Source organism: Bacillus sp. PPSBB_11 (assembly GCF_038023285.1).
Lineage (GTDB): Bacteria > Bacillota > Bacilli > Bacillales > Bacillaceae > Bacillus > Bacillus altitudinis.
Map to the genome: position 1 here is coordinate 3,483,796 of NZ_CP150633.1, position 20,047 is coordinate 3,503,842.

The following is a 20,047-nucleotide window of genomic DNA, read 5'->3' on the forward strand; positions in this document are numbered from 1 at the left end:
TCATTTGAATGAATAGAGGGGACTAAATGTTTTTGCATATGTTTCAAATTCTCTTAAAGCCTCTTGGCGTGTATCACTTGCTACTAATTGTTCTTGAAGCTCTTCAATTTTTTTGACAAGCGCACTGCCGACAACGACACCATCACTCATTTTATTCATTGAGTCTACTTGTTCTCTTGTTGAAATACCAAAACCTACAGCAACTGGTATTTGACTCAACTGTTTCACTTGTTGAATAAAATCTGTAATCGATGCGTCGAAAGATTGTCTGACACCTGTGACGCCGAGAGATGAAACACAATACACAAAACCTTCTGCCTGCTCTACAATTTTTTCTAATCGTTCCTTGCTTGTTGGTGCAACGAGTGATATATATGAAATGTCGTGTGCTTGACAGTTCTTCTGTAGCTCGCTGCTCTCTTCAAAAGGCAAGTCGGGTGTTAAGAGTCCCGAAATATGATTTTTGCGCAGTAAAGCGAAAAAGTATTCTGTGTCTAATTGTAACACAGGATTATAATACGTAAATAGAATTACAGGAATTTTTACGCCGTTTTTTTTCATCTTTCCTGCTAATTCTATCGCTTTTACGATATTCATACCATGATGAAGTGCTCTTTTAGAAGCTCTTTGAATGACGGGGCCGTCCGCTAACGGATCGGAATACGGAACACCTAGTTCAATCGCATGTGCCCCTGCTGCTTGAAGCGCGAGGGCTAAATCAATGGTGATCTCTTCTGATGGATCACCCGCTGTAATAAATGGAATAAATAATTTCTGACCTTGCTCTAATTGAAATGTGATCATTTTGTTTCACCCTCACTTTCAAGCACATTCATTAATGTATGCACGTCCTTATCTCCTCTGCCTGACAAACAGACAAGAACAATGTCGTCTTCACTCATGTTCTGGCTCATTTCAAACGCTTTTGCTAAAGCATGTGCAGATTCGATCGCTGGCAGGATTCCTTCTTTTTCTGTGAGCAGCTTTAACGCATCTAGTGCTTCTTGATCTGTCGCACTCACATATTGAACCCGGCCGCTCGCATGCAAATACGCATGCTCTGGCCCAATCCCCGGATAGTCTAATCCAGCTGAAATCGAATAAGGCTCAATAATTTGACCAAATTCGTCTTGGATCAAGTATGTCAAAGATCCATGTATGACACCTTTTGTCCCTTTCGTGATGGTTGCTGCATGAAGCGGAGTGTCGATTCCTTTCCCAGCAGCTTCTACACCAATGATATCGACCTCTTCATCTAAGAACGCCCGGTACATTCCTATCGCATTGCTTCCGCCGCCAACACAGGCAACGACTTTATGAGGAAGCTGCCCTTCCTTTTCAAGTATCTGTGCTTTTGCCTCATCTCCGATCATCCGCTGAAATTCACTGACGATTTGAGGATACGGATGAGGTCCAACGACTGAGCCAATCATATAAAAGTGGTCACTGCAATGCTGGACCCAATAGCGGATGGCTTCATTGGTTGCATCCTTTAATGTTCCGTTCCCGCTAGTAACAGGTATGACTTCAGCGCCGAGTAGTTTCATTCGGAACACATTGAGTGATTGTCTTTCCACATCTTCTTTTCCCATAAATACAGTGCAGGATAAACCGAATTTTGCCGCCACTGTTGCAGCAGCTACACCGTGCTGACCTGCTCCTGTTTCGGCGATAATATTTGATTTCCCCATTTTTTTCGCTAGCAGTGCCTGCCCAAGCGCATTGTTAATTTTATGAGCGCCTGTATGGTTTAAATCTTCTCTTTTTAAATAGATTTTAGCACCGCCGAGATATGCCGATAATTGATCAGCATATGTGAGTGCGGTTGGTCTGCCTGAATAGTTTTTCAAAAGCGATATATATTCCTTTTGAAAAGCAGGGTCTTCTTTTAATTCACGAAAAGCTTGTTCGATCTCTTCTAGTGGCTGCATGAGCGTTTCAGGAACGAATTTCCCTCCAAATTCTCCATATCTGCCAATCTCATTTGGATATGCGTACATGGTTCAACATCCTTTCTTCGAGCGCTTTCATCTTTGTACTGCTTTTCTTCCCGTTTTCTTCTATACCGCTTGAAAGGTCTATGACGTCTGGACCAAAAGCAAGCAGATCTATTATGGTGTCTGGCGTGATCCCGCCAGCAATGGCGCAAGTTTTTCCCAGTTGTTTTGCATGCTGAACATATGAAGGCACCGCCTCCCATGCAAAAGCTGTTCCAGAACCGCCTCTCATTCCTTTTACTTTCGCATCAATGAGAAAACCGTCGACACTTGGAGCGAATGCCGTCATATGTTCAAGTGTGTCGTTTACATCGGGCTCGTGATGGAACACTTTCCAAACGAGCGCCTTCGTATGCTGTTTAATGTCATTTGCAACTTCTGGCGTCTCATCGCCATGAAGCTGCACAATATCTAAGGGGAGGTTGTTTGTGATCTCGCACACTTTTGGTGTTTTTTCATTCACAAATACCCCCACTATCTCTTTTTTGCATTTTACTTGTGACAGCCAGTGTTTCACTTGATCTGGATCAACTCGTCTTTTACTCGGCGCAAAAATAAAACCGATGGCATCCGCTTGAGATTGCGAGATGCATGCGACATCCTCTTGTGAGACAGCACCGCAATATTTTAAGTAAGGCTTAATTTTCTTCATTCTCCGAACAATGCCTGAACGGCTTTCTCCTGTGATCGTTCCCTCATTAAAGATTCACCAACAAGAACGGCGTTTGCTCCGTGCTGTTTCACAAAGGTCAGATCATCAAATGTCTTTATGCCACTTTCACTTACTAGTAATACGTCTTTTGGAACAAGTGGCGCGATCTCTTTTGTTTGTTCAACAGTTGTTGTAAACGTATTGAGATTCCGGTTGTTCACACCGATGATCTCAGGAGTGAATAGGTGTAAAATCTTTTCTAGTGTATGTGCTGCATGTACTTCAACGAGGACATCCATTCCTTTTTCTTTCGCTTCTGTATAGAGCTCATACAGCTTTTGCGGCTCAAGCACCTCTCCAATTAATAAAATGGCATCTGCCCCTATCCGTTTCGATTCTTCTACTTGTATAGAGTCAATAATGAAATCTTTTCTTAAAATAGGACGTGTGATGTGTTCTTTAATAAGAGACAAATATTCGTTTTTCCCTTGGAAAAACGGTTCATCCGTTAAGACAGATAAACAATCTGCATTTGATGCTTCGTATGCTTTTGCTGTCTGTAAAGGATCAAAATGAGGCTGAATGATGCCTTTGGAAGGAGACGCTTTTTTCACCTCAGCAATCAGTCCGATCGAGCGGTGAGGATTCATAAGGGCTTCTTTAAATGATTGTCTTTCATAATGTCCTTCCTCAGGTAATTGCAAGGTTTGCACATGTTCTTTTTTACGGGCGATAATTTGATTAAGCATAGATCTCTTCCTCTTTCGTTTTTTGTTTTAGACGGGCTAATTGTTCTTTAGCTGATCCGTTTTTGATCGTTTCTAATGCTTTCATTGTCCCTGCCATCAGACTCTCTGCTTTTCCTGCCACATATAATGCGGCCCCAGCATTAAGCGCTGTAATATGAAGCGGTGCTCCACCCGCTTGATAATTCAATATATTCTGAATCAATTTGGCGCTTTCTTCTGGTGATTGGACCTGAATGTCTGATAAATGCCCTTTTTCAAGTCCGAAGTCTTCTGGGTTTAACGTATATTCTGTCATGACACCTTTTTTGAGTTCAATGATGTATGAATTTGCTGTAATGGTTAATTCATCCAGCCCATCATCTCCGCAAACAAACAGGACATGTTCTGGCTCTAAAGGAGCAAGAGCTTTCGCCATGAGCTTTGCCTTTTCCTTTGCATACACACCAATGATTTGCTTTTTGGCCTGCATCGGATGGCAAAGCGGTCCTAATAAGTTAAATACCGTCCGAAATCCGAGCTGCTTGCGTACGGCGGCTACTTGTTTCATAGAAGAATGATAGAGCGGTGCAAATAAAAAGCCCATGTTTTTCTGCTGTATTTGCCGTCTTGTTTCTTCAGGTGTGGATTGAATTTGAATACCAAGACATTCTAGCACGTCAGCACTCCCGCTTTTAGAGGAGACGGAACGATTTCCGTGCTTGGCGATTTTCGCCCCAGCAGCCGAAGCAACGATGGCAGCGGCTGTTGATATATTAAATGTTGATAAACCGTCGCCTCCTGTCCCGCACGTATCAACGACATCAAGTGACCTTTCCACTGGTGCTGCATGCTGCCTCATGGCTTTCACGAAGCCTGTCATTTCTTCGGCGGTTTCTCCTCGATGCGCTAAAATAGATAGACTAGCAGCGACTTCAGCATCTGTTAACGAGCCGCTCATCATATCATGCATCAGGCCATTCGCTTCTTCTTCTGATAGTTTTCCTCCATTAACAAGAGCTGATAGTCGTTGATTCATTTGGCACACTCTCCTTTTCTGAGAAAATATGTTCAGCAAGCTGAATGGCTTTTAGAAGTGCTCCTGCCTTATTACATGTCTCTTCCCATTCGTTTTCTGGAACGGAATCAGCGACAATGCCGGCACCTGCTTGTATTGAAGCAGTCTGATGTTTGACGCTCATTGTGCGAATGGTAATACAGGAATCGATATTGCCGTCGAAACCAATATAGGCAATACAGCCGCCATACGTCTCTCTTGGCTCAGGCTCCATTTCGTTTAATAATTGCATCGCCCTAATTTTTGGGGCGCCTGTCAATGTGCCTGCTGGAAAAGCGGACATAAGTGCATCTACTGGATGTGTATCCTGCTTCAGCTTCCCTGTCACAATAGAAATAATGTGCATGACGTGCGAAAAGTTCACGACTTTTGTAAAAGTTGGGACAGACACACTGCCATACTCTGCCACACGCCCCACATCATTTCGAGCCAGATCCACTAGCATGTAATGTTCTGCTTTTTCTTTTTCATCATCGAGCAACTCTCTTGCTAGTGCATCATCTTCTTCTTTTGTCATTCCTCGTTTTCTTGTACCAGCAATTGGATGGATTTCTAAGTGACCGTTTTTCGCATGGATTAATCGTTCTGGCGAGCTTCCCACTAAGTCTCGATCTTTTAATTTCATAAAATACATATACGGTGATGGATTGACGATCCGAAGCACACGATATAATTCAAATGAGCTCACTGTCACTGGAATGTCAAAACGTTGAGAAAGTACACCCTGGAAGATATCACCCGCTCGAATATACTCCTTGATTTTTTCGACATCCTTTAAAAATTTTGCTTTTTCATAGGTAGACGTCACCTGTTCAAACGAAGGGGGTTCATTCATATTCCCTGAGATAATCAGTTCTTTCATATCAATTTTTGTATGAAGCTGCTGTACCATCAGTTCAAGCTGCTTTTGATTTTCTCGATAAACCAGAATTTTTTCTTCGTCTGTTTCATGACCGTTCAGCTGCGTGTACTGAATAAAATGAACTTGGTTTGTTTCATGATCAAATGCGATCATTGTTTGGCAAACAAATAATGTGCAATTATCTGTTGTTGATGCATTCGGATGCGGCTTGACAGACGGCTCAATGTTGGGAATGAGGTCGTAACTTAAGTACCCTACGGCTCCGCCAGTAAATGGGATATCAATTTCAGGTGTCTTGATTTGATATTGCTCTTTCATCCAGTCAAGCAACTCTTTCAGCTCCGCTTTTTGCATCACTGACTTTCCTGCAGCGTCACGAGCAATATAATGGTCTTGCTCGTCATGTAATGTTAAAAAAGGATGTAATCCGATAAAGGAATATCTCGACCAGCTAGAAGATTCGTCTTTGCTTTCTAGCAAATACACAATATCCTGTTTCAGTTTCTCAACAATTTGAATGGGTGAGAGCGTATCAACTGTAATGGTTTCAACAATCGGGATGGTTTTGTAAAACTGACTGTCTCTTAAAAATTGGGTAAGGTTTGATTGGGATTTCATAAGCACACTCCTTAAATGGAATTAAGGAGAATGAGGGGACATCTTGAGGATTTGTTTGAGTATACGAAATAAGCCTAAAAGAGGCTTCGCTCTTTTAGGCAGTATGATTAAATAGAAGTATCGTATCTCTGCTCAACTCTACTCATCTCAACTACCCTAGTCTCATTCTCATCTTCTCTAAGCTTGCAATGCCGTTCACACCTGTGTGTAAACTTCGGCTGTTCATATCGTATTATAATTCCTTGTTTTTTGTCAACTGTAAATCAGGCCGAAGCGTGACAGCCTCTTCCAAGTATACATGCTGGATGTCTTCCTGCTTGACATCTGTCTGAACGGTCATTAAAACGCGAATACACTTCTTTAGACCTCCATCAATGTCAAGCTCTTGCATACAAGTGACAGGCACATAGGTCCATCCTTCAAACTGCCTGAGTGCTTTTGCTGGAAAAACAGAGTGAATATCTTGTGTAGCTGAAATCAAGATCTGCACGACACGCTCTGGATCTACTTGGTTTTTTGAAATGATCGCTTCTAGCAGCTGCTTCGTTTTGGTTAACACTTCTGTTTCTGTATCTTCTGTCACAGTTGTAGCCCCGCGTATCCCGCGAAACATCATAGACAGCCCTCCTCCCGTTTCCATTCTTCGAGCCAGTGATACAGCTCATCTTTTGTGAAAGATTGCAGGGTGACGTCTCCAACTTGTTTTAGCAAAACAAATTGAACACTCCCGCCTCTTGCCTTCTTATCACCAATCATGCGATCGACAAATGTTTTGGTTGAAATCGTTTGTGTGACTTGTACTGGGAACCCTAGTTCTTTCATCCACACTTTAAGTTTCTCACGATCTAGGCTGAGTCCTTGCTCTTTTTCACTGACATATAAAGCAAACTGCATGCCAATTGCAATGGCGTCTCCATGCGTGATCGCACCGTATCCATACTCCGCTTCAATGGCATGCCCTAGTGTATGACCTAAATTCAAGTATGCCCGCACACCTTGTTCTTTTTCATCTTCTTGAACAATGGATGCTTTCACTTGAATCCCTTGATAAAGCATATGTGCCAGTTCATCCTTTGATAATTCTGTCAACGAACGAATGGACATCAGTTCTGATAAAAAGACTTCACTTGAAATCAGTGCATGTTTTATCACCTCAGCAAAGCCTGATCTCAGCTCTATTGGTGAGAGTGTCTCTAGCATACTTGTATCATAAATGACAGCAGCCGGTTGATGAAACGCACCAATTAAATTTTTGCCGAGCGGATGATTGATTCCGGTTTTTCCGCCGACTGCACTATCATGTGCAAGCAGCGTGGTCGGTACTTGAATAAAATCAATGCCTCTCATATAAGTGGCAGCAGCAAAGCCAGCCAAGTCTCCAATCACCCCGCCTCCTAATGCAATGATGCATGAGGAGCGGTCGAGTTGAAATTGGATGGCTTTCGTATGAATCTGCTCAAACTGCGCAAAAGATTTTGATTGTTCTCCGTTTGGCACCACTATTTTTTGTACAGACCATTTCTGTTTCAGTAATTGAACCATTTCATCTCCATAAAGGGCATCGACGGCTGAATCTGTCACGATAAAGAGCTTCGTGTAGGATCGCCCAGTGGAAGTAATCAAGTCTACGATATTTTGTCTAATCCCATCACCGATATATACAGGATAAGTAGCTGAAGACGTCTTCACTTCCAGTGTTTTCATTAAAACTCCCTCTGAAGCTGGCGCATTTTGTCCACATTTTCTTTAATGCGGTCAATTTGATCAAGACCAAACTGCTCAACCACTGCATTGGCGATTTCCCATGCAACGACTGCTTCTGCCACAACACTTGCGGCTGGTACAGCACAGCTGTCAGAACGCTCAATACTTGCAGAGAAAGGTTCTTTTGTCTCAATATCCACGCTTTGCAATGGTTTGTATAAGGTTGGGATTGGTTTCATAACCCCTCTTACGACAATCGGCATGCCAGTTGACATTCCGCCTTCAAGACCACCTAAGCGGTTTGTTTTTCTCGTATAGCCTTTTTCTTCATCCCAGATGATTTCATCATGAACTTCACTGCCACTTTTAGAAGCTGCCTCAAAGCCAATACCAAATTCAACACCTTTAAAAGCGTTGATACTCAGTACTGCACCTGCAAGCTTGCTATCCAGTTTGCGGTCATAGTGCACATAGCTGCCGACTCCAACTGGCATCCCTTCAACGATGACTTCGACAATACCACCAATTGAATCGCCGTTTTGCTTCGCTTCGTCAATGGCATCCATCATTTTTTGACCAGCTTCACTGTCATAGCAGCGAACAGGTGATTCTTCTGTTACTTTTTGCAAATCTTCAATAGATTCATAAGTGGTATGGGAAGCTTTTACTCCACCAATTTCAAGGACGTGACCAGCCACTTTGATTCCAAGGTGAGCCAAAATTTGTTTCGCTACTGCACCTGCTGCTACACGAACCGTTGTCTCGCGTGCTGATGAGCGCTCTAATACGTTTCTCATATCACGGTGACCATATTTAATCGCACCATTTAAATCCGCATGCCCTGGTCTTGGACGAGAGATTTGACGCTTCATTTCACTCTCTTCTTCTTCAGTAATTGGCTCTGCACCCATGACCTTTGTCCAGTGCTTCCAATCATTATTTTCAACAACAAGTGCAATAGGAGAACCTAATGTTTTCCCGTGGCGGACTCCACTTAACACTTTCGCTTGGTCTTTTTCAATCTGCATTCTTCTTCCGCGGCCATGACCTTTTTGTCTTCTAGCCAGTTCATAATTGATGTCATCCTGCTCTATGTAAAGTCCCGCTGGAACTCCTTCAATAATTGTGGTCAGTTGTGGACCATGTGATTCACCTGCTGTTAAGTACCTCATGACTTATTCTCCCTTCATCGCATTAACGCTTTTAAGTAAAACTATAATAACACACTTCCTACTAAAAAGTCAGCTACTACCCCTTCTTTTGATAAAAGAAAGTATCAGCAGAGGTTAGTCCAAACTTTTCTGGGTGAAAAATTTGTTCTGTAGAACCAACAAATAATACGCCGTTTTGCTTTAAACTGCTGCTCATTTTTAAGTAAATTTCTTCTTTCGCCTCTTCTGTAAAGTAGATGAGGACATTTCGGCACACGATGAGATCCAGCTGTTTTTCATATGGATCCGCTAAAAGGTTGTGTTTCTTAAATTGAATGTGCTTTCGAATCTCATCCTTCACCGTGTAAAATGAAGAATCTTCTTTGGTGAAATATTTTTGCTTGATTTGATCTGGCACCTCTTGCAAAGATCGTTCATGATATCTTCCTTTTTGCGCGGATTGCAGGACTTTATCATCAATATCCGTTGCAATAATTTGGAAGTCTTTCACAAGCGGATGGCTTGATAGCAGCATTGAGAGTGTATACGGCTCTTCTCCAGTTGAGCAAGCTGCACTCCATATTTTTAGGGTGCCGCTGTTTTTTGAAAGCAGCGGCAGGATTTTTTGATCAAGTACTTCCCAGCGCTGATAGTTTCGGTAAAATTCTGACACATTGATCGTCATTCGATCCATCGTTTCATCTAATAGTGCTTTGTCCTTTTCAAGAGCAGACGCAAATGCCTCAAAATCTTTATATCCTTTTTTATCATAAAGAGATGTTAATCTTCGTTTCATTTGTGCTTCTTTATATAAATTCAGATCTACCCCAGTTAGTTTTTTCCATTTTCCAACAAATACTTGATACTGATCCATCAATGTCCTCTCCTGTCTCATCTATCTTTGTCCTAGTATAGCTGTTTTTATCATAAATTTGTATCATCTCATGCGAAAATTCGTATAGAAATCTCAATATAAAAAAGCCAAAGTGATCGTTTGATGAACACTTTGGCTTGAACATTAATAAATCCAGCTTGAGATCGTTTGATCCCAGTTTGTCAGTTCTTCTTGTTTGAAGAACAGGTTGATTTCTCTTTCGGCACTTTCTGGTGAGTCTGAGCCATGGATAATGTTTTTGCCAACAGTTAATCCATAGTCGCCTCTTATTGTTCCCGGAAGCGCTTCCTTCGGATTTGTCTTTCCAATTATCTGCCTTGTTACGTCTACGACTTGTTCACCTTGCCATACCATCGCAAATACAGGTCCTGACGTAATAAAGTCAACCAATTCACCGAAAAATGGTTTTTCTTTATGCTCTCCGTAATGTGTTTCTGCTACTTCTTTTGGAATGCTCATGAGCTTTGCTCCAACAAGCTGAAGCCCCTTTTTTTCGAATCTTGACACAATTTCACCGATTAATTGTCTTTCCACACCATCAGGTTTGACCATAAGAAATGTTTTGTCCATATACGTTTTCCACCCCGTCGTTATGTATGTATAGGCTTACATTGTTACAAAGTGATCGTATCATTTTTTTTTATAATAATCAATTTTTGACAAAAAATTTCACAAAAAAACCAATCAACGAAACGTTGATCAGAATTTTCGTTTACCAATATATTTTGCAATCGACGCTAATGAAGATTTAGCCCGCCCACGCGGAAGTTGATCGAGCTGTTCAAATGCTTTTTTCAAGTACATTTCACTCACTCGAATGGAACGGTCGATCGCATCTGTTTGTTTGAGATGTTCAATCACAGGTTTCAGCTGCTTTTCCGTCGTTTCACTATTGATCAGCTTCAACTGACCTTCTAACGTCGGGTTCTGAAGCGCATATAAAACAGGAAGAGTGACATTTCCTTGTAAAAGGTCCCCACCAACAGGCTTGCCTAATTCTTCTTCAGTTGATGTAAAATCAAGGACATCATCAATGATTTGGTACGACATACCAACATAGTACCCAAACCAGTAAAGGGCTTTATGTGTTTTTTCATCTGTTCCAGCTGCAATCGCACCTAATTGGCAGCTGCCTGCAATAAGCAAGGCTGTTTTTCGCTTAATTCTTCTTAAATATGTACGAAGGTTTTGGTCCATGTTGTATTTATCTTTGACTTGTTCTATTTCCCCAAGACAGAGCTCGACGACCATTTTTGACAAAATTTCATGTGCCATTGGGTGATTGATTTTCGTCATGTACTCGAGTGACCTTGCAAATAAGTAATCCCCCGTGTACATCGCAATTCTGTTGTCCCATTTTGCTTTAATCGTCGGTTTTCCTCTTCTCAGTTCTGCATCATCAATGACATCGTCATGGACAAGTGATGCCATATGAATTAATTCAAGCGCTACGGCTACATATTTAATTTTATTAATATCATAGTCACCAAACATGCCTGAAAGGAGAACAAAAACGGGGCGGATTCGTTTTCCGCCCGCTTGCAGCAAATGAAGACCGGCTTCACTTAATAATGCATAATCAGAGCGAACGGTTTGTTCAAGCTCTTTTTCAATTATATCGATATCATGATTTAGAAAAGAAATCATTGCTTTTAGTTTCATTATTTTCACCCAAATATCGTTTATTCAAAGCTTCTTTCCGATATGTGTTGCTGCTACACCGCCTGTAAATGGATGATACGAGACATCAGATAGACCGGCCTCTTCAAAAAGAGACGCCAGTTCTTTCATGCCAGGGAACGTTTTGGCTGATTCTTGAAGCCATGAATACTCCTGATAGCTTTTGGCAAACAGTTTGCCAAAGAGCGGCATGATGTATTTGAAATAGACATAATACCCTTGTTTAAACCCAATCATCTCAGGCTGTGATGTTTCAAGGCAGACAACCATTCCACCGGGTTTTACCACTCGTGTCATTTCCTTTAGCACTGTTAAATAATCAGGGACATTTCGAAGGCCAAAACCGATTGTGACATAATCAAATGAGTTGTCCTCAAAAGGAAGCTCCATTGCATTGCCGTGGAGCAGCTCAATTTGATTGTAGCCGCCTGTTTTCACCTTCGTTTCGCCAACACTCAGCATATTTTTACTGAAGTCAAGACCTTTGACCTCGCCTGTTTCTCCAACAGCGTCTGCAAGCGCAATCGTCCAATCGGCAGTTCCGCAGCATACATCTAGTGCTTTGGCTCCTTTTTGAACATTCATGAGCTTCATTGTTTTATCGCGCCATTTTTTATGCTGTTTAAAGCTAATGACAGAGTTCATTTGGTCATAGTTTTTATAAATTTTTTCAAATACACCGTGTACTCGCTGTTCTTTTGATTGCTGCATGACTTACCCTTCTTCCACTTTCTGATGGTACGCAGGTTCATTTTTCATATGATCCAAGCGATTTAATAGCTCTTTTTGAACGATCGGAGATGAAACTAGATGCTCCTTGATTGATCGTTTGGCCTTTTCATAGCCTTCATTCTCAAAGTTGTCAAAACATGTATAGGCGTCCGTATAGCTATCGTTCAAAAAAAGTTTTAAATGTTTGTCGTCTTCTGCTTGTTTCATAAAACGTTTATAAACAAGGAAGCGACTTGCAATTTCATTCCAATGCGTCAATTGAAAGTGCTCAGAAATTCTTTGGAATAGCGCAGATTCCACTGTAGCAACACTTTTATAAAAGTGGGCTGCATCTTGAATGGATCGATCATATAGTCTAATTTTATGTTCATTAATCTCTTTGATCGCCGTGGCGAGAGTGCGGATCATGTAAATATCTTTCATGTCAGAGAGAAGAGAGTAATAGAGACCGCTGAAATAGTCTCCTGCTAGGATGGTCAACTGACGATTTTTGAACTCGTCTTGTTTGATGGCTGCAGCAGTTGTGACTTCGTCATGGGTATCAAGGGCAATTTGCACAAGCATCGCCGTTAAAATATAATTTTCTTTTTTCTCAGCATCGATTTGAGCTTCATCAAACATTGCATGAAAAAGAAGGAGCTTATCTTCATCGATGAGCGGCGCACGCAAATGCTTCGCCAAATAAGGATGAGAAAGCTTTTTGTTTAATTTTATATTCAGATTAGATAAAATTCCGTAGATGTCTTGCAAAGATATCACCCTTGTCCCAAAAATTACAGTTTCATATGTAGCTCTCTACATTGTATAGAGATTTATTATACCATATCAGGCCTGACTTTCATGCTATCAAGTGCATAGTCGTGCGTTATTTCTTTGCTTCGCTTTGAATTTCACCGAAGCTTGTTTGAATGACAGCATCGCCCCGCACTTTGATGGCTGATGTGTGCTCAGTAAATTGTGCGATAATGACTTCACCTTTATCGAGCTTTTCGGAATGGTGAAATCTTGTATCGGAACCTCTAGTTAAGCCGATCACGTTGACACCATTATCAATGGCTTTAATCACCACAAAATCAGATGCTTTATTTTCACTCAATCTGTTCACCTTCCATCTATGGATTAGTCGTTTTTAATAAATGAAAGCACTTCTGCTCTTGCTGCCGCATCATTTGCAAATGTACCGCGTACGGCTGAAGTGACTGTTTTAGCGCCAGGCTTCTTCACTCCGCGCATCGTCATACACATATGCTCTGCTTCAACGACAATCATCACACCATGTGGATTTAAAGTTTCCACCATACTATCTGCAATCGTTGATGTAATGCGCTCCTGAAGCTGCGGGCGCTTTGCCACGGCTTCTACTGCTCTTGCCAGCTTGCTGAGTCCCGTTACTTTTCCGCCGCGCGGAATATAAGCGACATGGGCTTTGCCATAGAATGGCACAAGATGGTGTTCACACATTGAATGAAAAGCAATATCTTTGACAAGAACGAGTTCTTCATGATCTTCACCAAAAATGGTTTTAAAATGTTCTTTTGGATCTTCATTTAATCCCGAGAACACTTCTTCATACATTTTTGCTACTCGTTTTGGGGTATCAAGAAGTCCTTCACGATCTGGATCTTCTCCAATCGCTTTTAATATATCGCGTACCGCGTGTTCGATTAATTCTTTATTTATTTCACTCATGTATTATATCCTCCAAAGGCGATTACATTTCATTCAGATTCTAGCACACTTCAGATCCTAAAAGCAAAGGAGAGCGTTCTAAACAAACCATTTGATTCAAAAGGAAAAGCCCCTTATCAAAGGGGCTTTTCTAGACCAGTGTGAAACTGTATATGTATAACTCCTTCAATAGGATCATTACACATAACGATTATTTACCTGCCACCGCGTCTTTAAGTGCTTTACCTGGTTTGAAAGCAGGTACTTTGCTTGCAGGGATTTCGATCTCTGCACCAGTTTGTGGGTTACGTCCTTTACGAGCTGAACGCTCACGTACTTCAAAGTTACCAAAACCAATAAGTTGGATTTTGTCACCATTTTTAAGTGCATCTAAAATTGTATCAAAAACAGAATCAACTGCTTTTGTCGCATCTTTTTTAGATAACTCGCTTGCTTCAGCAACCGCGTTAATAAGTTCTGTCTTGTTCATGCCTTTCACCTCCTCCCAAAAATATGCATTCAATAGATTGTTATCATTTCTTCACAATTCATCTTCTTTCTATACACTTTTTTTGAAAAAAAGAGCGTCTAGAAAGCGTCATACATGGCTTTTCATTAGAAAACTTCTCTTTGAAGGAATGTTTGTCCAACAAAGTGAAGATTTTCTGTAAGTAGATTAACACATATGAAATACCATATCAAGCATTTTAAAGGGAAGAATCCTTATTCGTCAAGGATTAAGGGCACTTTTGCGAACGAATATTCCTAATTTCAGCCTGAATCTGACTAATCTTTATACAATTGTCTTTTTATGACTTCACCCGCACGCAAAAAAAGACCCCCATCAATGAGAGGTCTCACATCCTATAGAATAATCGCGATCAGACCGCCTGATCCTTCGTTAATAATTCGTTCAAGCGTTTCCTTTAGTTTATACCTTGCATTTTCCGGCATCAGCGAGAGTTTTGCTTGAATGCCTTCTCTGACAAGCGAGCTGAGTGAGCGTCCAAATATATCGGAATTCCAGATCGAAAGCGGATCATCTTCAAAGTCTTGCATTAAGTATCGGACGAGCTCTTCACTTTGTTTTTCTGTTCCGATAATCGGCGCAAACTCACTTTCTACATCTACCTTAATCATATGAATAGATGGCGCGACTGCTTTTAATCTGACGCCGAATCTTGATCCTTGCCTAATGATTTCCGGCTCATCTAAACTCATATCTGACAAAGCTGGTGCCGCAATTCCATAACCAGTCTGCTTCACCATTTTTAAAGCGTCAGACACTTGATCATACTCCGTTTTCGCATGTGCAAAATCTTGCATGAGCTCAAGAAGGTGATCTTTGCCCCTAATTTCCACACCAACCACTTCTTTTAGGATATGATCATATAGATCATCCGGCGCATACAGATCAATTTCTGCGATCCCCTGACCCATTTCAATGCCTGCTAAGCCCGCTCTTTCGATAAAATCGAATTCACTGAACTGACCTACCACTCGGTCAACATCTCTTAATCTCTTAATATCCTTGACGGTTTCTTTCACTGAATCCTGATAACTCTCTCTTAGCCAATGATCTTCTTTTAGTACCATGACCCAGCTTGGCAGGTTCACATTCACCTCAAGCACTGGGAATTCATATAATGCTTCACGAAGTACACTGAGAACGTCTTGTTCTCTCATACTTTCGACACTCATCGCGAGAACAGGAATATCATATTTTTGACTAAGTTCCTGCCGCAGTGCTTCTGTTTCAGGGTGATAAGGTCTCACAGAGTTGATCACCATAATAAACGGCTTTCCAACTTCTTTGAGTTCGTCAATGACACGTTCTTCTGATTCAATATAGTCATGTCTTGGGATTTCCCCAATTGATCCATCTGTTGTAATCACAACACCAATGGTTGAATGCTCTTGAATGACCTTGCGTGTACCAATTTCCGCTGCTTCATGAAACGGGATTGGTTCTTCATACCACGGCGTATTAATCATTCTCGGACCATTTTCATCTTCATACCCGCGTGCACCAGGCACGGTGTAGCCTACACAATCGACAAGCCTAATGTTGACATCCAGGCCGTCGCTCACGTGAATGGATGCCGCTTGATTTGGCACAAATTTTGGTTCTGTGGTCATAATGGTTTTTCCTGCTGCGCTTTGCGGCAATTCATCCTGTGCTCTTGCACGGTCTGCCTCATTATTGATATTCGGGAGCACCACGAGCTCCATAAACTTTTTAATAAACGTAGATTTCCCTGTACGAACAGCTCCAACGACTCCTAAATATATATCGCCTCCTGTTCGTTCAGCGATATCCTTGAAAATATCGACTTTTTCCAAGTGATCCCCTCCCGGACTTGCTATCCTCGTTTTCAAATAAAATACTCTATACTTCAATCAAACGGTGCTTGAAAGGTGTCAGGACAATATATGTGTATGACGTTGTCCTATTTGAATATGACACCTTTTTTGTTTTGAGAGTATGTTTAGCCATAAAAAAACCTTTCTCCTCATTTATATGCAGAGGAGAAAGGTTCATTCTTGTTTATGACGTCTTTTTTTCTAAAAAAGCCGGCTCACCTTTTTTGTTGATCGTATATGGAACAGAAAACGCTGGTACAAACGGGGTTTCCTGCCAATAGACATCTTGAATATTTTCACCTGGTTTCAGCTTTTGTTTCGTATTTTTCAAAATCTGGGCAAAATCACTGCGATAGTCAACATAGATTTCGCCATTTGAGGAAATCAGTAATGGAAGTGATTCCCCCGTGACAGGGCTCGTCACTGTAGGCGGTGCTTTTAACCCTAGTTTTTTTTCATTTAACGTATATAAATCTTTGGATACTACTTTGCCATATGGCGGATATGTATGTTCATCTTGATATATTTTGATCCTCAGACGTAATTCACTGATCGTTTGTGTCATTTTGACATCAAGCAGTTTCACCGTTGGATTTTGTTCGACGTCTGTGAGGACATAGATATATTCGCCCCCGCCTTCAAAAGATGTCGACGGTACATCGTGTAAATATCTTGGTGACAGACGCTTAAAGTCAATGACATACTTCTGATAAATAGGTGTGTCGCCTTCTTTTGTTTCAATGGGTAAAAGGCCATTTGTCGCTTTTTGAAAATCTTCAATTGCGGTCTGCACACTTTGCAGCTGCTCTTTATATGGCACGCGGTTTTCAGCTTTACGATTCTCTGGATAGAGGCACCCCGTAAGTAAAATAAGTGTTAACAGCATGACACTGATTTTTGCTTTGATCATCACATTCTTCCTTTTTCTTTATTCATTGACTGGTCCGCTAAATACAACTAAAAACACAATGATACCTGATATGAGCATTAAGCTGTACGCGACAGTTGAGGCTGTTATTTTCAGAAACCGGCTCTTCAGCTTAAACCTACTCAGATAAATGGTTACAACGGCTAAAAACATGAGCCCCATTGAACCAAGCGCAAACCACATCTTGATTAAAGCAAAACTCATCGTGCCTGTCCCCCTTTAATACAAACGAATTGTAAGCGTTTATATTTCATTCTAAACCAAAATTAAGTAAAATATCAATCATTTTTCCAATCAATTCAGAAAAAAGTGCATAAAAAAACTGAAGCAAAGAGGGGGACTCTGCTTCAGTCATTAGGTCGACTATTTTTCCTCATTCTGTAGAGGCAAAGCTCTATTCAAACTTCATTGTTATGTTATGCAAGTCTTCCCCTTCTTGCATCCTCTACACGCCTAAGTTCAGTCTTCCAATTATTTTGTTTGGTTTTCGAACATGTTCACAAGGTCTTCCATCTCATGTGTTTTCACACGTGCCATTAAGGATTCTACAGCATCGTCTACCTTTTTCCCTTCAAATAGGACGCCGTAAAGAGCCTCTGTAATCGGCATGCTGACCTTGTATTCTTTGGAGAGCTGATAAGCGCCTTTTGTTGTGCGGACGCCTTCGACAACCATCCCCATTTTTTCAAGCACTTCTTCGAGCTTATATCCTTTACCGAGTAAATTCCCGCAGCGCCAGTTACGCGAATGAACACTTGTACATGTGACAATCAAATCTCCAACACCTGTTAATCCGGCAAACGTAAGAGGGTTTCCTCCCATTTTTGTGCCGAGGCGGGCGATTTCAGCAAGACCCCTTGTGATGAGCGCTGCTTTCGCATTATCGCCATATCCGAGTCCGTCTGTGATCCCTGCCGCAAGAGCGATGATGTTTTTCAGCGCCCCGCCAATTTCCACCCCAATCACATCAGGGTTGGTGTACACTCTAAAATGATTGTTCATGAACAAATCTTGAACAAATTGAGCTGCTTCAATATGTTCTGACGAGACAGTAACAGTTGTCGGATGACGCAAGCCAACTTCTTCAGCATGGCTTGGTCCTGACAGGACAACAACTGCTTCTCTTTTCGCTTCCGGGACTTCTTGTTCAATCATTTGAGAAATTCTAAGAAGTGTATCTGGTTCAATTCCTTTACTGACATGAACAAATGGCACCTTTGACGTAATGAACTCATTTGCCTGTTTCAATACTTCTCGAATGGCCTTTGTTGGCACAGCGACAATAATCGCATCTGTCCCTTCTAGTGCCTGTTTCATATCTGTTGTCGCTTGAATAGACGCTGGCAATGCAACATTAGGCAAGTAATCATGATTTTCATGTTTCTCATTGATTTGATCAATTAATTCTTGTCTATGTCCCCACATGTGTACATCATGATGATTATCAGCTAATACAAGCGCAAGAGCTGTTCCCCAGCTCCCTGCTCCAAGTACTGAAATTTTCTTCATCCTGCTCACCCTTTTTATTTTCTCGCTCTCGCAAATATTTTAATTGGTGTTCCTTCAAAACCAAATGCATCTCGAATTCGGTTTTCTAGGAAACGCTCATAAGAAAAGTGCATAAGTTCTGGATCATTTACAAACACAACAAAGGACGGCGGTTTGATCGCCACTTGTGTTGCATAGTAAATTTTCAGACGCTGTCCGTTATGGGTCGGCGTTGGGTTCATTGCTACGGCATCCATGATAATATCGTTTAGAATGTTCGTTTGAACGCGCATCGCATGATTTTCACTAGCGGTAATGATTGTTGGCATTAACGTGTGAATTCTCTTTTTCGTAAGAGCAGACATGAATAAGACAGGTGCATAATCAAGGAATTGAAAATGCTCGCGAATATTTTGCTCAAATTCCTTCATTGTACGCTCGTCTTTTTCAACAGCATCCCACTTGTTCACAATGATCACAACGGCTTTACCCGCTTCGTGTGCGTAGCCGGCAATACGTTTATCCTGTTCAATAATGCCTTCTTCACCATCAAGAACTACAGCGACAACATCCGATCGATCAATGGCTTTTAACGCTCGAAGTACACTGTATTTCTCTGTTGTTTCATATACTTTCCCTTTTTTTCTCATACCTGCTGTGTCGACAATGACAAAGTCACGTTGGTTGTACGTAAACATTGTATCTACAGCATCTCTTGTTGTACCAGCGATGTTGCTGACAATGACACGTTCTTCACCGAGCATCGCATTCACCAAAGAGGATTTCCCTACATTTGGGCGGCCGATTAAGCAGAACTGTACCACTTCTTCATCATACTGTGTATCTGGTAAGTTTTTGAAATGCTCTGCGACAGCATCAAGCAGATCACCTAGACCGAGTCCGTGCGTTCCAGAAATCGGATACGGTTCACCAAATCCAAGTGCATAAAAGTCATACACGTCGCTTCTCATTTCAGGGTTGTCCAATTTATTGACAGCAAGTACGACAGGTTTTTTCGTGCGATATAAAATTTTTGCGACTTCTTCATCCGCAGATGTGACGCCATCTCTTCCATTGACCATAAAGATAATAACATCCGCTTCATCCATTGCGATTTCAGCCTGATGGCGAATTTGCGCCAAAAACGGCTCATCTCCAATATCAATTCCACCAGTATCTATTAAATTAAAGTCATAATTTAACCATTCAGCAGAGCTATAGATTCGATCTCTTGTTACACCAGGTGTGTCTTCTACAATCGATATTCTTTCGCCTGCGATTCGATTAAAAATTGTAGATTTTCCAACGTTGGGCCTTCCAACAATGGCTACGACAGGTTTACCCATAGTACCCTTCCTTTCAATCCAGCCGCGATTCAATATGTTCATCATCATGTTTCAACCGGGATTTATAATTTTCATTCAGTTTTATGAAATAAACCCTTCAAACATGAAGGGTTCAACTTATATATTATATCAATTTTTAATCAGACCACAATGAATAAC

General features: G+C 41.3%; 22 protein-coding genes. All 22 read right to left on the reverse strand.

The annotated features are described in order from the left end of the window. Complete coding sequence (trpA, locus tag V7L95_RS17050) at positions 1-804, reverse strand: tryptophan synthase subunit alpha (protein WP_017359752.1); 804 nt, start codon at positions 802-804, stop codon at positions 1-3. Beyond that, a complete protein-coding gene (gene trpB, locus V7L95_RS17055; RefSeq protein WP_007500937.1) occupies positions 801-2,000 on the reverse strand; it encodes a tryptophan synthase subunit beta in 1,200 nt (399 codons plus the stop codon). Before trpB ends, trpA begins: the two co-directional genes overlap by 4 nt. Further along, complete coding sequence (locus V7L95_RS17060) at positions 1,981-2,649, reverse strand: phosphoribosylanthranilate isomerase (protein ID WP_017359753.1); 669 nt, start codon at positions 2,647-2,649, stop codon at positions 1,981-1,983. The genes trpB and V7L95_RS17060 overlap by 20 nt, the downstream gene beginning before the upstream one ends. Then, positions 2,646-3,398, reverse strand: coding sequence for an indole-3-glycerol phosphate synthase TrpC (gene trpC, locus V7L95_RS17065; RefSeq protein WP_048003157.1), 753 nt, complete (start codon positions 3,396-3,398; stop codon positions 2,646-2,648). Before trpC ends, V7L95_RS17060 begins: the two co-directional genes overlap by 4 nt. Next, entirely contained in the window at positions 3,391-4,413 is a 1,023-nt protein-coding gene (trpD, locus tag V7L95_RS17070) for an anthranilate phosphoribosyltransferase (RefSeq protein WP_048003158.1), read from the reverse strand. The genes trpC and trpD overlap by 8 nt, the downstream gene beginning before the upstream one ends. Further along, positions 4,385-5,932: an anthranilate synthase component I gene (gene trpE, locus V7L95_RS17075; protein ID WP_017359756.1), complete on the reverse strand. Its 1,548-nt coding sequence runs from the start codon at positions 5,930-5,932 to the stop codon at positions 4,385-4,387. Before trpE ends, trpD begins: the two co-directional genes overlap by 29 nt. Before the next feature lie 232 nt (positions 5,933-6,164). Further along, positions 6,165-6,548 (reverse strand): chorismate mutase, encoded by a 384-nt coding sequence (aroH, locus tag V7L95_RS17080; RefSeq protein WP_008344549.1) that lies wholly within the window; start codon positions 6,546-6,548, stop codon positions 6,165-6,167. Beyond that, positions 6,545-7,636 (reverse strand): 3-dehydroquinate synthase, encoded by a 1,092-nt coding sequence (gene aroB, locus V7L95_RS17085; RefSeq protein ID WP_017359757.1) that lies wholly within the window; start codon positions 7,634-7,636, stop codon positions 6,545-6,547. The genes aroH and aroB overlap by 4 nt, the downstream gene beginning before the upstream one ends. Beyond that, positions 7,636-8,808, reverse strand: coding sequence for a chorismate synthase (aroC, locus tag V7L95_RS17090; RefSeq protein ID WP_035391655.1), 1,173 nt, complete (start codon positions 8,806-8,808; stop codon positions 7,636-7,638). Before aroC ends, aroB begins: the two co-directional genes overlap by 1 nt. A gap of 76 nt (positions 8,809-8,884) precedes the next feature. Further along, complete coding sequence (locus V7L95_RS17095) at positions 8,885-9,661, reverse strand: protein-glutamate O-methyltransferase CheR (protein WP_008344547.1); 777 nt, start codon at positions 9,659-9,661, stop codon at positions 8,885-8,887. Positions 9,662-9,805: 144 nt separating this feature from the next. Next, positions 9,806-10,252: a nucleoside-diphosphate kinase gene (gene ndk, locus V7L95_RS17100; RefSeq protein ID WP_003216015.1), complete on the reverse strand. Its 447-nt coding sequence runs from the start codon at positions 10,250-10,252 to the stop codon at positions 9,806-9,808. Positions 10,253-10,381: 129 nt separating this feature from the next. Continuing rightward, positions 10,382-11,344, reverse strand: a complete 963-nt coding sequence (hepT, locus tag V7L95_RS17105) for a heptaprenyl diphosphate synthase component II (RefSeq protein WP_007500951.1) — start codon at positions 11,342-11,344, stop codon at positions 10,382-10,384. Between the two features lie 24 nt (positions 11,345-11,368). Then, the gene (locus V7L95_RS17110) at positions 11,369-12,073 is read right to left on the reverse strand and encodes a demethylmenaquinone methyltransferase (RefSeq protein WP_007500957.1); all 705 of its coding nucleotides are present in this window, start codon (positions 12,071-12,073) and stop codon (positions 11,369-11,371) included. 3 nt (positions 12,074-12,076) lie between these two features. Beyond that, positions 12,077-12,844, reverse strand: coding sequence for a heptaprenyl diphosphate synthase component 1 (locus tag V7L95_RS17115; protein WP_007500958.1), 768 nt, complete (start codon positions 12,842-12,844; stop codon positions 12,077-12,079). Between the two features lie 115 nt (positions 12,845-12,959). Continuing rightward, positions 12,960-13,190, reverse strand: a complete 231-nt coding sequence (gene mtrB / locus V7L95_RS17120; RefSeq protein WP_008344541.1) for a trp RNA-binding attenuation protein MtrB — start codon at positions 13,188-13,190, stop codon at positions 12,960-12,962. Between the two features lie 23 nt (positions 13,191-13,213). Further along, positions 13,214-13,783 carry a GTP cyclohydrolase I FolE gene (gene folE, locus V7L95_RS17125; RefSeq protein ID WP_003215789.1) on the reverse strand — a complete coding sequence of 190 codons (570 nt, stop codon included), beginning with the start codon at positions 13,781-13,783 and terminating at the stop codon, positions 13,214-13,216. Between the two features lie 190 nt (positions 13,784-13,973). After that, entirely contained in the window at positions 13,974-14,252 is a 279-nt protein-coding gene (gene hbs, locus V7L95_RS17130; protein ID WP_003215863.1) for a non-specific DNA-binding protein Hbs, read from the reverse strand. A 374-nt stretch (positions 14,253-14,626) separates the two neighbouring features. Next, positions 14,627-16,105, reverse strand: coding sequence for a stage IV sporulation protein A (gene spoIVA, locus V7L95_RS17135; protein ID WP_008344534.1), 1,479 nt, complete (start codon positions 16,103-16,105; stop codon positions 14,627-14,629). Positions 16,106-16,310: 205 nt separating this feature from the next. Next, positions 16,311-17,036: a hypothetical protein gene (locus tag V7L95_RS17140; protein WP_007500961.1), complete on the reverse strand. Its 726-nt coding sequence runs from the start codon at positions 17,034-17,036 to the stop codon at positions 16,311-16,313. A gap of 18 nt (positions 17,037-17,054) precedes the next feature. Continuing rightward, positions 17,055-17,258, reverse strand: coding sequence for a DUF2768 domain-containing protein (locus V7L95_RS17145; protein ID WP_008344530.1), 204 nt, complete (start codon positions 17,256-17,258; stop codon positions 17,055-17,057). A gap of 267 nt (positions 17,259-17,525) precedes the next feature. Next, complete coding sequence (locus V7L95_RS17150) at positions 17,526-18,563, reverse strand: NAD(P)H-dependent glycerol-3-phosphate dehydrogenase (protein ID WP_035702907.1); 1,038 nt, start codon at positions 18,561-18,563, stop codon at positions 17,526-17,528. 14 nt (positions 18,564-18,577) lie between these two features. After that, the gene (gene der, locus V7L95_RS17155; protein ID WP_008344528.1) at positions 18,578-19,888 is read right to left on the reverse strand and encodes a ribosome biogenesis GTPase Der; all 1,311 of its coding nucleotides are present in this window, start codon (positions 19,886-19,888) and stop codon (positions 18,578-18,580) included. Positions 19,889-20,047 lie beyond the last annotated feature (159 nt).

Coding starts and splice junctions, on each gene's coding strand:
- hepT (WP_007500951.1), bottom strand. CDS start 11,344: ATGAAACTAAAAGCAATGATTTCTTTTCTAAATCATGATATCGATATA.
- V7L95_RS17140 (WP_007500961.1), bottom strand. CDS start 17,036: ATGATCAAAGCAAAAATCAGTGTCATGCTGTTAACACTTATTTTACTT.
- V7L95_RS17110 (WP_007500957.1), bottom strand. CDS start 12,073: ATGCAGCAATCAAAAGAACAGCGAGTACACGGTGTATTTGAAAAAATT.
- folE (WP_003215789.1), bottom strand. CDS start 13,783: ATGAGTGAAATAAATAAAGAATTAATCGAACACGCGGTACGCGATATA.
- aroC (WP_035391655.1), bottom strand. CDS start 8,808: ATGAGGTACTTAACAGCAGGTGAATCACATGGTCCACAACTGACCACA.
- trpE (WP_017359756.1), bottom strand. CDS start 5,932: ATGAAATCCCAATCAAACCTTACCCAATTTTTAAGAGACAGTCAGTTT.
- der (WP_008344528.1), bottom strand. CDS start 19,888: ATGGGTAAACCTGTCGTAGCCATTGTTGGAAGGCCCAACGTTGGAAAA.
- aroB (WP_017359757.1), bottom strand. CDS start 7,636: ATGAAAACACTGGAAGTGAAGACGTCTTCAGCTACTTATCCTGTATAT.
- V7L95_RS17145 (WP_008344530.1), bottom strand. CDS start 17,258: ATGAGTTTTGCTTTAATCAAGATGTGGTTTGCGCTTGGTTCAATGGGG.
- hbs (WP_003215863.1), bottom strand. CDS start 14,252: ATGAACAAGACAGAACTTATTAACGCGGTTGCTGAAGCAAGCGAGTTA.
- trpB (WP_007500937.1), bottom strand. CDS start 2,000: ATGTACGCATATCCAAATGAGATTGGCAGATATGGAGAATTTGGAGGG.
- V7L95_RS17150 (WP_035702907.1), bottom strand. CDS start 18,563: ATGAAGAAAATTTCAGTACTTGGAGCAGGGAGCTGGGGAACAGCTCTT.
- V7L95_RS17095 (WP_008344547.1), bottom strand. CDS start 9,661: ATGGATCAGTATCAAGTATTTGTTGGAAAATGGAAAAAACTAACTGGG.
- trpC (WP_048003157.1), bottom strand. CDS start 3,398: ATGCTTAATCAAATTATCGCCCGTAAAAAAGAACATGTGCAAACCTTG.
- ndk (WP_003216015.1), bottom strand. CDS start 10,252: ATGGACAAAACATTTCTTATGGTCAAACCTGATGGTGTGGAAAGACAA.
- aroH (WP_008344549.1), bottom strand. CDS start 6,548: ATGATGTTTCGCGGGATACGCGGGGCTACAACTGTGACAGAAGATACA.
- V7L95_RS17060 (WP_017359753.1), bottom strand. CDS start 2,649: ATGAAGAAAATTAAGCCTTACTTAAAATATTGCGGTGCTGTCTCACAA.
- trpA (WP_017359752.1), bottom strand. CDS start 804: ATGATCACATTTCAATTAGAGCAAGGTCAGAAATTATTTATTCCATTT.
- trpD (WP_048003158.1), bottom strand. CDS start 4,413: ATGAATCAACGACTATCAGCTCTTGTTAATGGAGGAAAACTATCAGAA.